This is a genomic window from Variovorax boronicumulans (assembly GCF_029892485.1).
GTDB lineage: Bacteria > Pseudomonadota > Gammaproteobacteria > Burkholderiales > Burkholderiaceae_C > Variovorax > Variovorax boronicumulans_B.
The window spans coordinates 23,599-36,403 of record NZ_JARXVG010000013.1 but is presented as its reverse complement, the minus strand read 5'-3'; the positions used below and the strand labels follow the sequence as shown (position 1 = coordinate 36,403).

Annotated in this window: 15 protein-coding genes; 8 read left to right on the top strand and 7 right to left on the bottom strand. The window is 66.4% G+C overall.

Annotated elements, in window-relative coordinates:
- Positions 1 to 6 precede the first annotated feature (6 nt).
- From M2282_RS25330 to M2282_RS25305, 6 genes are all read right to left on the bottom strand, one after another.
- Complete coding sequence (locus tag M2282_RS25330) at positions 7 to 438, bottom strand: GNAT family N-acetyltransferase (protein WP_280811532.1); 432 nt, start codon at positions 436 to 438, stop codon at positions 7 to 9.
- Positions 439 to 456: 18 nt separating this feature from the next.
- On the bottom strand, positions 457 to 930 hold the full coding sequence (locus M2282_RS25325) for a hypothetical protein (protein ID WP_280811531.1): 474 nt from the start codon (positions 928 to 930) through the stop codon (positions 457 to 459).
- Positions 931 to 978: 48 nt separating this feature from the next.
- Positions 979 to 1,842 (bottom strand): transporter substrate-binding domain-containing protein, encoded by an 864-nt coding sequence (locus tag M2282_RS25320; protein WP_280811530.1) that lies wholly within the window; start codon positions 1,840 to 1,842, stop codon positions 979 to 981.
- Complete coding sequence (locus tag M2282_RS25315; RefSeq protein ID WP_280811529.1) at positions 1,835 to 2,662, bottom strand: ABC transporter permease; 828 nt, start codon at positions 2,660 to 2,662, stop codon at positions 1,835 to 1,837. Before M2282_RS25315 ends, M2282_RS25320 begins: the two co-directional genes overlap by 8 nt.
- Positions 2,663 to 2,834: 172 nt before the next feature.
- Entirely contained in the window at positions 2,835 to 3,644 is an 810-nt protein-coding gene (locus tag M2282_RS25310; protein WP_280811528.1) for an ABC transporter ATP-binding protein, read from the bottom strand.
- A 13-nt stretch (positions 3,645 to 3,657) separates the two neighbouring features.
- Positions 3,658 to 4,713, bottom strand: a complete 1,056-nt coding sequence (locus M2282_RS25305) for an ABC transporter substrate-binding protein (protein WP_280811527.1) — start codon at positions 4,711 to 4,713, stop codon at positions 3,658 to 3,660.
- A gap of 152 nt (positions 4,714 to 4,865) precedes the next feature.
- On the opposite strand from M2282_RS25305, the gene mgrA reads away from it, so the two are divergent.
- Entirely contained in the window at positions 4,866 to 5,906 is a 1,041-nt protein-coding gene (gene mgrA, locus M2282_RS25300) for an L-glyceraldehyde 3-phosphate reductase (RefSeq protein WP_280811526.1), read from the top strand.
- 21 nt (positions 5,907 to 5,927) lie between these two features.
- On the opposite strand, the gene M2282_RS25295 is transcribed toward mgrA, so the two are convergent.
- Positions 5,928 to 6,134, bottom strand: a complete 207-nt coding sequence (locus tag M2282_RS25295) for a dodecin (RefSeq protein WP_013541395.1) — start codon at positions 6,132 to 6,134, stop codon at positions 5,928 to 5,930.
- A 58-nt stretch (positions 6,135 to 6,192) separates the two neighbouring features.
- Between M2282_RS25295 and M2282_RS25290 the strand changes: the two genes are divergently transcribed.
- The 7 genes from M2282_RS25290 (at position 6,193) to M2282_RS25260 (ending at position 12,799) form a co-directional block, all read left to right on the top strand.
- Positions 6,193 to 6,483, top strand: coding sequence for a hypothetical protein (locus M2282_RS25290; RefSeq protein ID WP_280811525.1), 291 nt, complete (start codon positions 6,193 to 6,195; stop codon positions 6,481 to 6,483).
- Between the two features lies 1 nt (position 6,484).
- Complete coding sequence (locus M2282_RS25285; protein ID WP_280811524.1) at positions 6,485 to 6,985, top strand: AAA family ATPase; 501 nt, start codon at positions 6,485 to 6,487, stop codon at positions 6,983 to 6,985.
- Positions 6,986 to 7,086: 101 nt separating this feature from the next.
- On the top strand, positions 7,087 to 8,091 hold the full coding sequence (locus M2282_RS25280) for an LLM class flavin-dependent oxidoreductase (protein WP_280811689.1): 1,005 nt from the start codon (positions 7,087 to 7,089) through the stop codon (positions 8,089 to 8,091).
- A 46-nt stretch (positions 8,092 to 8,137) separates the two neighbouring features.
- Positions 8,138 to 9,475, top strand: coding sequence for an LLM class flavin-dependent oxidoreductase (locus M2282_RS25275; protein WP_280811523.1), 1,338 nt, complete (start codon positions 8,138 to 8,140; stop codon positions 9,473 to 9,475).
- Positions 9,475 to 10,011, top strand: a complete 537-nt coding sequence (locus tag M2282_RS25270; protein WP_280811522.1) for a GNAT family N-acetyltransferase — start codon at positions 9,475 to 9,477, stop codon at positions 10,009 to 10,011. The genes M2282_RS25275 and M2282_RS25270 overlap by 1 nt, the downstream gene beginning before the upstream one ends.
- A complete protein-coding gene (locus M2282_RS25265; RefSeq protein WP_280811521.1) occupies positions 10,008 to 11,846 on the top strand; it encodes an amino acid ABC transporter permease/ATP-binding protein in 1,839 nt (612 codons plus the stop codon). Before M2282_RS25270 ends, M2282_RS25265 begins: the two co-directional genes overlap by 4 nt.
- A gap of 29 nt (positions 11,847 to 11,875) precedes the next feature.
- Positions 11,876 to 12,799 carry an ABC transporter substrate-binding protein gene (locus M2282_RS25260; protein ID WP_280811520.1) on the top strand — a complete coding sequence of 308 codons (924 nt, stop codon included), beginning with the start codon at positions 11,876 to 11,878 and terminating at the stop codon, positions 12,797 to 12,799.
- The last annotated feature ends 6 nt before the right edge of the window (positions 12,800 to 12,805 follow it).

Genomic DNA, 12,805 nt, shown 5'->3' with positions numbered 1-12,805 from the left:
GCTGGTTCAGCCTGCTGTCAGGGCTTTCTTCATGTGCGCGAGGTAGAAGCCGGCTGCGTAGTCGTCGATGCGGCCGTACTCCTCGTACCCCTGCTTCAGGTAGAAGGGCCGGGCCTGCCACTCGAAGGTGTCCAGCTTCGCGTGTTTCGCACCCAGGGCCATGGCCTGGCGTTCGCCTTCCGCGAGCAGGCGGCTGTCGAGGCCCGCGCCGCGTGCGTCTTCCTCGACGAAGAGCACATCCACGGTGAACCAGTAGAGAAAGACGAAACCGCGAAGCCCGCCGAGCAGGCGGCCGCTGTCGTCCTTGGCGTTCAGGCGGACGTATTTTTGCTCGGGGTACTCGCCGACGACGCCGTAGTTGAAGTGCCGAAGCTTGCGGCCGAGTTCGCCGGAACGGAGTTCTTCGTCGGTGGGCGGAACGATGTGGATGGTGTTCATCGGGAGGTGTGGCAAGGGTCAACTCAGAAGCGTGACAATGGCCCAAGGCGTCACGAAGCCAGTGACGAGGGCGGCCACCATGAACAGCAGGTCCGTGAGGTAGACGGGCGTTTTCGTGATTGCTCCACCCACGCAGACCAGCACGATCGACGAGACGATCAGGACCGAGAGCGCGATCGGACCTGACGAGAGCAGATAGTCATACACGCTGCCGACCAGAAGACCGACGAGCGCGATGCCCAGAAAAGCGATGGGACGCGATATCGGCTGCTGCTCGGCCTTGGGGGCATCCGCCGGCGCGGCCGACGCAATCGCCGATGCGTGCCACATGACCCCCCCGAACAGCGCGAGCAAGGTGACCGTCGCGACGGCGCCTGCGCCGAACCCGGGGAAGATCTGCGCGGCTGCCATGCCGACCGCGAAGCCGAAAAACGCGGCAAGCGCGATGCGCCAGAGCAGGATGGCGAAGAGGAGTCCGATGAGTTCATCCATGGTGGCCATTCTGCCGCCGCGCGGAGGCTCATACCGACGGTCGTCAACTTAGGAATGGCAGACGAACCCATCCTTCAGCAGCGTGATCTCGAACTGCAAATTACCCGCACGCGCATCTCTCGCCTTGGCCAGCGTGCCGTCCGAACGCCATTGGCGCAGGGCCGCCGCCAGGTAGTCGCGCGAGGCCGCATCGCCATCGGCCAGGCGAATCGCGGCATCGGATGGCAGGCGCACGTCGCTCGCCAGCGGCTTGTAGAAGCGCCACTCTTTGTTGTTCTGCATGAGCCGCTCCAGCACCTCGCCGTCCTCGGCCAGCGCCGCGCATTCGCCGGCCATGAAGGCCGATGCCGCATGCACCGATGACGGGTAGCTGCGCGGCTGCGCGCCGTAGCGTTGCGACACCGCACCGGCATAGCCCGAGCCTTCGCCCACGCAGACCGATGCGCCGCGCAGCGCGGCTTCGTCCTGCACCTTGCCGCGGCGCAGCGCGACCACGAGGCCGCGGCCGGTGTCGTAGCTGCCGGGTGCAGATGCGATGTCCTGTGCGGCGGATGAAGCAGGCACGCCGGCGACCAGCAGGTCCACGCGGCCTTCGCGCAGCGCCGCTTCTTGCACGGCGGGATCGAGGCCGACCAGTTCCAAAGGGATGCCGAGCGATGCCGCCAACTGCCGCGCGAGCGTGGCGTCGAAGGCATCGGGCTCGGGCGGTGTCGGCGCCTCGGGCGGGGCAGGGCGCGGATAGCGGCGCACACCGACGATGAGCTTGCCGCGCTCGATGGCGTGCGCGAGCACCGGCCCCTTCGGCAGGCTCGACAGTGAGGGCGTTGCAAAGGCCCGAGCGCCGCCGATGCCCGCGAGCGCCATGGCCGCGGCGAGTGCAGCGCCAGCCAGCAAGAGCCTGCGTTCAGTCATCGAGGCTCAGCCCCTTGCGCCAGCGCAGCAGCCGACGCTCCAGCAAGGCGAGCAGGTAGTTGAGCAGCAACCCGAGCACGGCCAGCAGCAGGATGCCGGCGTACATCGTCGGGATCTGGAAGGTCTCCTGCGAATTGAGCGTGAGAAAGCCCAGGCCCGAATGCGCGCCGATCATCTCGGCCGCCACGAGCGCGGTGATGCTGTACGCACCCGCGAGCCGCACGCCCGTGAAGATCGACGGCAGCGAGGCCGGCAGCACCACCTTGAAGAAGATGAAGCGCTGCGAAGCGCCCATCGACAGCGCCGAGTTGACGAGCAGGCGGTCGACCTGCTTCACGCCGCTCACCGTGCTCAGCAGCACCGGCCAGAACGAGGCCCAGAAAATGATCGCCACCTTCGAGAGTTCGCCGATCCCCAGGAACAGGATGAACACCGGGAACAGCGCGAAGGCCGAGGTCTGGCGAAAGAGCTGCAGCACCGGATCGACGATGGCCGCGAGACGCTTCGAACTGCCGATCAAGAGACCCAGCACCACGCCGAAGAAGCTTGCAAGCAGCAGGCCCCACAGCGAACGCTGCAGGCTCGCGGCCAGGTGCTTCCAGAGCTGGCCAGTGTCGATGAGCTGGGCGATGCTCGCGACCACGGCGGAGGGCGGGCTCAGGTAGGCGTCGCTCACGATGCCCAGGCGGGGCAGGGCTTCCCACAGGGCCAGGAAGATGACTATGCCGATGCCGCGTTCGGCCACGCGGGCGAAGCTGCGGGCGAATTTGAGCAAGCGGCTGGGGGAACGGGTCGCAGGGGCGTCGAGTACGGCACTCATCGAACAACCTCTGTTTTGAGGAAGCCGCTCGCCGCTCGGATGTTTCTCCCTCTCCCCTTGGGGAGAGGGGCGGGGTGAGGGCCGACAGCGATGGTTCGAGCGGTGCTTGTGCGAAGGCCGTTGCCCTCACCCCAGCCCTCTCCCCGAGGGGAGAGGGAGCAAGAGGCGATGCTCATGACACGACTCCTTCGAGCGACCGGGGCCGCAAGCCCACTTGCACTTCGTCTTTCAACACCTCCCAAGCCCGCTGTCGCAGCGCCGCGAACTCGGCCGAGTGGCGAATCTCCGCGGAACGCGGCCGCGCGAGCGGGATGTCGATGATGTCCTTGATGCGCCCGGGCCGCTGCGTCATCACCGCCACCCGGTCCGACAGATACACCGCCTCTTCGAGGCTGTGCGTGATGAACACAATCGTCTTGCGGTACTGCTCCCAGATGCGCAGCAACTCGCCCTGCAGGATCTCGCGCGTCTGCGCATCGAGCGCGGCGAACGGCTCGTCCATCAGCAGCACGTCGGGCTTGTAGGCGAGCGAGCGCGCGATGGCCACGCGCTGCTTCATGCCGCCCGAGATCTCGTGCGGATAGCGGTCGGCAAAGCCGTGCAGGCCGACGAGTTCGAGGTATTCGTGCGCGATGCGGCGGCGCTCGGTCTTGCCGATGCCACGTATCTCCAGGCCCACCGCGATGTTGTCGAGCACCGAGAGCCACGGAAAGAGCGCGTAGCCCTGGAACACCACGCCCTGGTTGCGGTTGATGCCCGCAAGCGGCTGGCCGTTGATGGCGATGCGGCCGCCCGTGCGCTCGGTGAGCCCGGCCAGGATGCCGAGAAAAGTCGACTTGCCGCAGCCCGAAGGGCCGAGCACCGAGAGGAATTCTCCGTCGCGCACGTCGAGGTCGAAGCCTTCGAGCACCCGCACGCGTTCGCTCGCGCCGCGTGCCGCGTAGTCCATCCGCACGTCGCGGGCCGAGATCTTGATGCTCATGGCGGGCAGCGGGTCAGGACTTCGCGGCCTGCTGCGCGAAGGGGTTGAACTCGTTGGTGTAGATGTCCTTCACCGCCACCTTGCCCGCGGCGAGCTTGCCCTCGGACTGCAGGATGTCGATGTAGTACTGGATCGGCGGCTCGGTCACCACCAGGTCGTCGACATAGGCGTAGCGGTCGACGTTCTTCAGGTCCATGTTGATGCGCTTGGCCACCAGCTTGCGCGCCTCTTCGGTGTTCGCGTTGACCCAGTTGCCGGCCTTGGCGAGCGCCGCGACCACATCGCGCACCGCCTCGGGATGCTGGCGGATGAACTGGCCGTGCGCGCTGTAGGGCGCCATGCCGCCGAGGCCTCCGTCCAGGTCGAAGTCGCTCCACAGGCGCACCAGCGACTCGGCGTTGTCGGCCCGGCCCGAGAAAGGCGCGTGGATGATCGCGAGGTCGGTGTTGCCTGTGACCAGCGTCTGCTCGGCCTGTTCGTCGGGGATGACGACGAAGTTGATCTTGTTCACGTCCACGTCGTGCTGGCGCAGGTACTTCTTGGTCACGAACTCGGCGCAGGCGCCGAAGCTGTTGAAGCCGATGGTCTTGCCTTCGAGGTCCTTCGGGTTGCGGATGCCCGAGTCCTTGCGGACGAAGTATTTCATGTGCGGCGCTTCCTGCAGCGTCTTGCCGCCCGCGGCGACCACCTTGAGGTCGGCGCCCGAGGCGATGGCCGAGATCACCAGCGGCACCATGCGGCTGCCGAAGTCGATCTCGCCCGTGCCCACGAGCGGAATGATCTGCGGCGCGGCAATCTTGCCGACGTACTCGGGGCGGGTGTTGGTGCCCTCGAAGTACCCCAGTTCGTCGGCCAGGTAGATGAGGTCGAAGGACGGGTTGTTGGGGTACTTGAAGGCCACCTTCTCGCCGGTCTTCTTCACCACGGCCGGGCCGCTGGCCGCGGCGGCCTTGCCGCTGTCTTCGCGCGAGCAGCCCGCGAGCGCCAGGCCGCCGATGGCGGTCAGCGAGGCGAGGGTCTTGAGCGCCACGCGGCGCGAAGGAATGGAGGAGGGCGTCTCGATGGGCATGGCGGCGCGCTCCGGCACGGGAGCGGTGGGGCTGGTGGGAAAACGACCATGCTAGAAAGCCCTGCGCGCATCGCCAACGAAGAAAACCGCGCATGCATATGCGCAAACGCGCGGGCATCATGTCGCTTCCCTTCCACTAATTTCCGCATTCCATGACCTACCTTGCCGCCCCCGAACGCTACGACGCCATCCCTTACCGCCGCGTCGGGCGCAGCGGGCTCGTGCTGCCGGCGATCTCGCTCGGCCTGTGGCACAACTTCGGCGACAGCACGCCCATCGATGTGCAACGCAAGCTGTTGCGCACGGCCTTCGACCTGGGCATCAACCACTTCGACCTGGCCAACAACTACGGCCCGCCGTACGGCAGCGCAGAGACCAACTTCGGGCGCCTGCTGCGCGAAGACTTCAAGGCCTACCGCGACGAACTCATCATCTCCAGCAAGGCCGGCTGGGACATGTGGCCCGGCCCTTACGGCCAGGGCGGCGGCTCCCGTAAATACGTTCTTGCGAGTCTCGACCAGAGCCTCCAGCGCCTGGGTCTCGACTACGTCGACATCTTCTATTCGCACCGTTTCGATCCGCACACGCCGCTGGAAGAAACTGCCTCCGCGCTGGCGCAGGCCGTGCAGCAGGGCAAGGCGCTCTACATCGGCATTTCTTCTTACTCGGCCGGCAAGACGCGCGAGATCGCCGCACTGCTGCGCGAGTGGAAGGTGCCGCTGCTCATCCACCAGCCGGCCTACAACCTGTTCAACCGCTGGATCGAGAAAGACCTGCTCGATGCCACCGACGAACTCGGCGCGGGCGTGATCGCCTTCACGCCGCTGGCGCAAGGGCTGCTCACCGACAAGTACCTCCAGGGCATTCCGGCCGATGCGCGCATCAACCGGCCCGGCGGCGGCTCGCTCAAGCAGGAGCACCTGTCGGACGAGAACGTGGAACGCGCACGCGCGCTCAACGAGATTGCCAGGCGCCGCGGACAGAGCCTCGCGCAGCTCGCGCTGACGTGGACGCTGCGCGATCCACGCGTCAGTTCGGCGTTGATCGGCGCGAGCCGGCCCGAGCAGATCGTCGACAACGTCGCAGCACTGCGCCACGAGCCATTGAGTGCGGAAGAGCTCTCGGAGATCGACAAGTACGCCGTGGAAGGCGGCGTGAATCTCTGGGAAAAACCGTCGACCGATTTCGCGTGACGACGGCCTTCGCTGCAGCGACTACTCCAGCGTGAACCCGATCTTCACCGTCACCTGCCAATGCGCGACCTTGCCGTCCACCACATGGCCGCGCGTCTCGGTGACGGTGAACCACTGGATGTTGCGTACCGTCTCGTGCGCCTTGGCGATGGCGGTTTGCACCGCATCCTCGATGCCGACGGGTGACGAGCCGGTCAGCTCGAGGGATTTGTAGACGTGGTTCGACATGGCTGGGCTCCTTGTGAATGGATGTGGGGACATCGTAGTCATGGCACGTGGTGGCGGGATGGAATTTTCTGCATCATGTAACTCGCAATCCTTCTTTGAGAAAGCGCTGCGCTTGCGCAGAATCGCCGCAGCGTTCATCGGAAGTCCTTCAATGCCACAGCGCAGTCCTTATGTTTCCCCGGCGGCCCAGGCCCGCCATGTTCTTGCGCTGACCACCGCAGCGTGGCGCATCGCGCCGTCGTCGCCACACGAAGTGTCGCGTCGTGCACCGCACGGCTATGTGCCCATCCGCGCCATGCGGCGCTTTCACGCGGCAACGGCCCTGGCCTTGCTGCCGCACTCATGGTGAGATGCTGATCGTTCTTTCAGGCTTGCCCGGTTCGGGCAAGACCACGGTCGCGCGCGAACTCGCGGCGCGGCTCTCGGCTGTCTGTCTGCGCATCGATGCCATCGAGCAGGCGCTGGTGTCGGCGAAGGTGCTGGCCGGGGAGGTCGGACCCGCGGGCTATGTCGTCGCTTATGCGCTGGCCCGCTCCAATCTCGCGCTCGGCATGACTGTGGTGGCCGACTGCGTCAACCCGTTGCCTGTGACGCGCGAGGCGTGGCGCGCGGTTGCGGCGAGCACCTCGTCGCCCTTGCTGGAGGTCGAGATCGTCTGCTCGGATGCGGAAGAACATCGGCGGCGTGTGGAGTCACGCGAGGCCGACATTCCAGGCCATGCGCTGCCCGATTGGGCGTGGGTGCTGCGGCACGACTACGCGCCGTGGACCACCGATCGCCTGGTCATCGACACGGCCATCCTCGGCGCGGGCGATGCGGCGCAGCGCATCCTGGCCGCAGCGCGCGGCTGAACAATATGCAGATATCGATATAGGAAATCAGCGCAAGCGGTGCGCACGATGCCCAAGAGAATTCGCAGCAATTCTTTTCAAAGGCATCTTTGCCGAACACCGTGCCCTATTCGCTGTCCCTGCTCGACAAGAGCCTGATTCCCGAAGGCGCCGACGCCGCCCAGGCGTTCCAGCACACGATCGCACTGGCGCAGAGCGCCGAGCGTCTGGGCTACAAGCGCTACTGGCTCGCGGAGCATCACGGCAACCGCGGCTATGCGGGCTCGGCGCCCGAGGTGCTGGCCTCGCACCTGCTCGCCAGGACCTCGCGCATCCGCATCGGCACCGGCGGCGTCATGCTTCAGCACTACAGCCCGTTCAAGGTCGCCGAGACCTTTCGCGTGCTCGCATCGCTGGCACCGGGCCGCGTAGATCTGGGCGTCGGCAAGGCGCCCGGTGGCCTGCCGCTGACCAGCAAGGCACTGCAGTGGCTGCACGATCCGGAGAAGAAAAAAGAAGACTTCGCGGTCCGCCTCGCCGAGCTCGATGCCTTCTTGCACGACGGCGTTGCTGCAGACCACGCACTGGCCGGCGCGGTCGCCACGCCGAATCCGCCTAAATTGCCGCAACGCGTGCTGCTCGGCGGCACGCCTGAAAGCGCGCTTCTTGCGGCGCGCCTCGGATGGGAGTTCGTGTACGCGGGTCATTTCAACGGTGACCCGGTGAACATCGGGCAATCCATCGAGGCTTATCGCTCGGCCACTGGTCGCGCACCCTTGCTCGCGCTCTTCGCCTTCGCGGCCGAGACGCATGAGAAGGCCGCGGAACTCGTCGGCGCGCTGCGCAGCTTCAAGGTGCACCTGCCCAGCGGCCAGAGCGTGAACCTCGGGAGCCTCGAAGCCGCCGCCGAGTTCGCACGGCAGGCCGGCGTGACCGAGTACCGCACCGAGGAGCGGCGCCCGCATGTGATCGCAGGCACCGCCGACGAAGTGCGCGATGAACTCGATGCGCTGAGCGAGCGCTATGGCATCGAGGAGTTCGTCATCGACATCCCCGTGGCCGGTTTCGCCGAGCGCGCCACCGCCGTCGAGCTGCTGGCCCAGGCGCGCGAACCCGCGCTGGCCTGAACGCCTTCACCGTTTCCCTTTTCCACCTCTAGAAGAACGAGTCGCGATGAGAAACATCAAGTTCGGCGTCATGCTGCAAGGTGCCGGCAGCCACATGAATTCGTGGAAGCATCCGGGCGGTCCGGCCGATGCCAGCGTCAACCTCGACTTCTACGTGCGCACCGCGAAGAAGGCCGAGGACGCCGGCATCGCCTTCGCCTTCGTGGCGGACGGGCTCTACATCAACGAGAAGTCGATCCCGCATTTCCTCAACCGCTTCGAGCCGATTTCGATCCTGTCGGCGCTCGCGACCGTCGCTTCGAAGATCGGCCTCGCGGGCACGGTCTCCAGCTCGTACAGCGATCCGTTCACCGTGGCGCGCCAGTTCGCCTCGCTCGACCTGATCAGCGGCGGGCGCGCGGGCTGGAACGTGGTGACCACGCCGCTGGAAGGCAGCGCGAAGAACTACAGCCGCAACCACCCCGAGCACGCGCTGCGCTACGAGATCGCGGACGAATACCTCGCGGTGACGCAGGGCCTGTGGGACAGCTGGGACGAAGACGCCTTCACCCGCAACCGCGAGACCGGCCAGTTCTTCGACCGCGAGAAGCTGCACACGCTGGACCACAAGGGGCGTTTCTTCCAGGTGGCGGGGCCGCTAAACATTCAGCGTTCGCCGCAGGGCCAACCCGTGATCTTCCAGGCCGGCTCGTCGGATGCGGGCGTGGGCCTCGCGGGCAAGTACGCGGATGCGGTGTTCACCCATTCGCCCTCGATCGAGGAAACGCGTGCCTTCCTGAAACAGGTCAAGGCCAGCGCGGTGGCACAGGGCCGGCAGGCCGACGACGTGAAGATCTTTCCCGGCATCGGCCCGGTCGTCGCGGCCACCGAGGAAGAGGCCGAGGCCAAGTACCGAGCCATTCGCGAACTGCTCACCATCGAGGAAGCCCTGGCCTACCTGGGCCGTTTCTTCGACCACCACGATTTCAGCCAGTACCCGCTGGACGAGGCTTTCCCCGAACTGGGCGAGATCGGCCGCAACAGCTTCCGCTCGACCACCGACCGCATCAAGGCCAAGGCGAAGGTCGGCGGCCAGACGCTGCGCGAAGTGGCGCTCGAAGTCGCCACGCCGCGCACGCAGTTCGTGGGCACGGGCGAGCGCATTGCCGACGAAATCATCCGCTGGGTGGATGAGGGCGCGGCCGACGGCTTCATCCTCGGCTTTCCGGTGCTGGGGCAAGGGCTGGACGACTTCATCGAGTTCGTGATTCCCGTGCTGGAGGCACGGGGCCGCTACCAGCGCGAGCTGCCCGGCCAGACCTTGCGCGACCACCTCGGCCTGCCGCGCAAGGCGAGCCGCCATGCATCGGAAGACGGCACGGTTGCCGCGCGAAAGGCTGCGTGATGAGCGAACAGTTCGTCTACACCACGCCGCTCGACCCGCGCGCCCAGCCGCTGGTCGAAGGCCTGACCTTCGAATACGACAGCCGCTACGGCGACGTGCTGCGCGAGCCCGGCGCGCCGCGCGAGATGGACCGCTATCCGCCCGAGGTGTTCGCACCGCCGCACGGCAACTTCGTGCTGCTGCTGCGCGACGGCATCGCCATCGGCGGCGGCGCCTTCATGCGGCATGACGAGCGCACCGCCGAGCTCAAGCGCGTGTGGACGCGCACCGATCTGCGTCGGCAGGGCCTCGCAAGCAAGGTGCTGCTGGAGCTGGAGGCGCAGGTGCGGCGCCAGGGCTACGAGCGCATCTATCTCACGACGGGCTTTCGTCAGCCCGAGGCTGTGGGCCTGTACCGCGGCCATGGCTACACCGCACTGTTCGAAGAAGTGGCGGACCCCGAGGCGCCGCGCAAGCTGCCATTCGAGAAATACCTGGTGACGCTGCGCCATCAGGCCCGAGCCACCGAGGTGTTGAGCGAGGCGGTGCAGCGATGAACACCACCACCATCCTGGACGTCGGCCCCGAGCCACGTAATCCGGCACCGGTTCGTCCTGCGGCCCGGCCCGAGCCTTCAGCGCCACTGCAGGTCGCACCTGCGAAGGGCGACTACTCGCACTTCCGCGTGGTGCCCGCGAAGTACCCGGCCCGCACGGTGGGCACCGTGTTCGCAGTGCTGCTCATCGGCATCGTGCTGCACTCGGTGCTGACCAATCCGCGCTGGGGGTGGGGCGTTTTCGCCGAATGGTTTTTCTCCGAGCCAGTGCTCGCAGGGCTCGGCCGCACATTGCTCCTGACGGCGCTGGGCGCGGTCTTCGGCTTCGTGCTGGGCACCGGGCTGGCGCTTGCGCGCGTCTCGCGCTCGCCGCTGCTGGCGCGGTTGTCGTGGGTGTTCACCTGGCTCTTCCGCTCGGTGCCGATCATCGTGCTGCTGTTGATCATCAACAACCTCGGCTACCTCTACGAGACGGTGGCGCTGGGCATTCCGGGCACCGACATCACCTTCTTCTCGTACCCGACCACGCAACTGATCAGCCCGTTCATCGCGGCGCTGCTGGGCCTCACGCTGAACCAAGCGGCCTTTGCCTCGGAGATCGTGCGCGGCGGCATCCTGTCGGTGGAGCAGGGGCAGCTGGAAGCGGCTGCGGCGCTGGGCCTTTCGCGCAAGCGCCAGGCCTTTCGCATCGTGCTGCCGCAGGCGATGCGAACCATTTTGCCGACGGCGTTCAACGACATCATCGGCCTGGCCAAGGGCACGTCGAACCTCTACATCCTCGCGCTGCCCGAGCTGTTCTACACCATCCAGATCATCTACCGGCGCAACCTGGAAGTGATTCCTCTGCTGATGGTGGCCACGGTGTGGTACCTGGTGATCCTCACGGTGCTGTCGGTCGCGCAGCACTACATCGAGCGGCATTTCTCGCGCGGTGCGCTGCGCAATCCGCCGCGCTCGCGGCTGGCCGGCATGGCGCGCGGGCTGTGGCGTGCGAAGGCCCCCGTAGCTGCAGAGCCGGTGGTGTCTGCGCCGCCCGCACCGGTGCTGGTGCCGCGCTGGACCGATCCGCTCACGCTGGGCGGCGAGGTCACGATCCATGGTGTCTCGAAGAGCTTCGGCGCACTCAAGGTGCTCGACGACGTGACGCTCGCCGTGCCGCAGGGCAGCGTGACGGTGATCCTGGGCCAGTCAGGCTCGGGCAAGTCGACGCTGCTGCGCTCCATCAACCACCTGGAGCGCGTGGACGAAGGCTTCATCGCGATCGACGGCGAACTCATCGGCTACCGGCGCGACGAAGACACGCTGTACGAGCTGCACGAAAAAGACATCCTCAGGCGCCGTGTCGACGTCGGCATGGTGTTCCAGAACTTCAACCTGTTCCCGCATCTCACGGTGCTGGAGAACATCGTCGAGGCGCCGGTGTCGGTGCGCGGCCTCGCGCGGGCGGACGCCGAGGCGCTGGCTTCGGAGCTGCTGGTGCGCGTGGGCCTCGCCGACAAGACGCATGCCTATCCGCGCCAGCTCTCGGGCGGCCAGCAGCAGCGCGTGGCCATTGCCCGTGCGCTCGCGCTCAAGCCCAAGGTGCTGCTTTTCGACGAGCCCACTTCCGCGCTCGACCCCGAATTGGTGGGCGAAGTGCTGGCCGTCATCAAGGAGCTCGCGCGCTCGGGCACCACGCTGGTCATCGTGACGCACGAGATCGGCTTTGCCCGCGAGGTGGCCGACACCATCGTCTTCATGGAACAGGGCCGCATTCTCGAGACCGGCACGCCCGACAAGGTGTTCAACGCGCCCTCGCATCCGCGCACGGCCGAGTTCCTGGCCAAGGTTCTCTGATTCTCTTTTCCCTGACTGAAGTCCTCCCCATGATCCATCGCAAGAACCTCCTTTCCGCGCTCCTGGGCGCCGCCATGCTGCTGCCGCTGGCGGCCTCGGCGCAGCCCACCACCGACCTGAGCCCGGAGCAGGCAGGCCGGCCGCGAGCGCAGAAGCTGGACGAGGCCGTCAGGCTCGCCAAGGATTTCAAGTTCCAGAAGGAGGGCGTTCTCGTCGTCGGCACCACCACCGGCCGCCTGCCGTTCGCGGCCTATGCAACGGACACCAAGACGCCTGTGGGCAACGCACCCGACATCGCACAACTGGTGGCCGACAGTCTCGGACGCAAGCTCGAACTTGTGTCCACCGCCTGGGCCGACTGGCCGCTGGGCCTGCAGTCGGGCAAGTTCGACGTGGTGGTGTCCAACGTGACCGTGACCGAGGAGCGCAAGGAGAAGTTCGATTTCTCCACCTACCGCAATGACCAGTTGGGCATCTACGTGAAGTCCGACAGCAAGCTGGGCCCCATCAAGGAACCCAAGGACATCGCGGGGCTGCGCATCATCGTGCAGGCCAGCACCAACCAGGAACAGATCATCCTGCGCTGGAACAAGCAGAACGTCGCAGCGGGTCTCAAGCCGGTGGAGATCCAGTACTACGACGACGATGTGGTGCAGCGCCTGGCCATCCAATCGGGTCGCGCCGATGCGTACGTCGGCCCCAACGCCATCGCAGCCTATGAAGCGCGCGACGGCAAGACCCGGCTCGCGGGCCTGTTCTCCGGCGGCTGGCCGCTGAATGCCGAGATCGCAGTCACCTCTCGCAAGGGCTCGGGCATCGCCGAGGCCATCACGGTGGCGCTGAATGCTCAGATCAAGAACGGCAACTACGCGAAAGCCTTGTCGCGCTGGAACCTGAGCTCCGAGGCGATCGAGGTGGCACGCACCAACCCACCCGGTTTGCCGAAGAACTGAGGCGAG

Excerpts from the sequence above, each read along its gene's own strand:
- M2282_RS25330 (WP_280811532.1), bottom strand. The coding sequence starts at position 438 with ATGAACACCATCCACATCGTTCCGCCCACCGACGAAGAACTCCGTTCC.
- M2282_RS25325 (WP_280811531.1), bottom strand. The coding sequence starts at position 930 with ATGGATGAACTCATCGGACTCCTCTTCGCCATCCTGCTCTGGCGCATC.
- M2282_RS25320 (WP_280811530.1), bottom strand. The coding sequence starts at position 1,842 with ATGACTGAACGCAGGCTCTTGCTGGCTGGCGCTGCACTCGCCGCGGCC.
- M2282_RS25315 (WP_280811529.1), bottom strand. The coding sequence starts at position 2,662 with ATGAGTGCCGTACTCGACGCCCCTGCGACCCGTTCCCCCAGCCGCTTG.
- M2282_RS25310 (WP_280811528.1), bottom strand. The coding sequence starts at position 3,644 with ATGAGCATCAAGATCTCGGCCCGCGACGTGCGGATGGACTACGCGGCA.
- M2282_RS25305 (WP_280811527.1), bottom strand. The coding sequence starts at position 4,713 with ATGCCCATCGAGACGCCCTCCTCCATTCCTTCGCGCCGCGTGGCGCTC.
- mgrA (WP_280811526.1), top strand. The coding sequence starts at position 4,866 with ATGACCTACCTTGCCGCCCCCGAACGCTACGACGCCATCCCTTACCGC.
- M2282_RS25295 (WP_013541395.1), bottom strand. The coding sequence starts at position 6,134 with ATGTCGAACCACGTCTACAAATCCCTCGAGCTGACCGGCTCGTCACCC.
- M2282_RS25290 (WP_280811525.1), top strand. The coding sequence starts at position 6,193 with ATGGAATTTTCTGCATCATGTAACTCGCAATCCTTCTTTGAGAAAGCG.
- M2282_RS25285 (WP_280811524.1), top strand. The coding sequence starts at position 6,485 with ATGCTGATCGTTCTTTCAGGCTTGCCCGGTTCGGGCAAGACCACGGTC.
- M2282_RS25275 (WP_280811523.1), top strand. The coding sequence starts at position 8,138 with ATGAGAAACATCAAGTTCGGCGTCATGCTGCAAGGTGCCGGCAGCCAC.
- M2282_RS25270 (WP_280811522.1), top strand. The coding sequence starts at position 9,475 with ATGAGCGAACAGTTCGTCTACACCACGCCGCTCGACCCGCGCGCCCAG.
- M2282_RS25265 (WP_280811521.1), top strand. The coding sequence starts at position 10,008 with ATGAACACCACCACCATCCTGGACGTCGGCCCCGAGCCACGTAATCCG.
- M2282_RS25260 (WP_280811520.1), top strand. The coding sequence starts at position 11,876 with ATGATCCATCGCAAGAACCTCCTTTCCGCGCTCCTGGGCGCCGCCATG.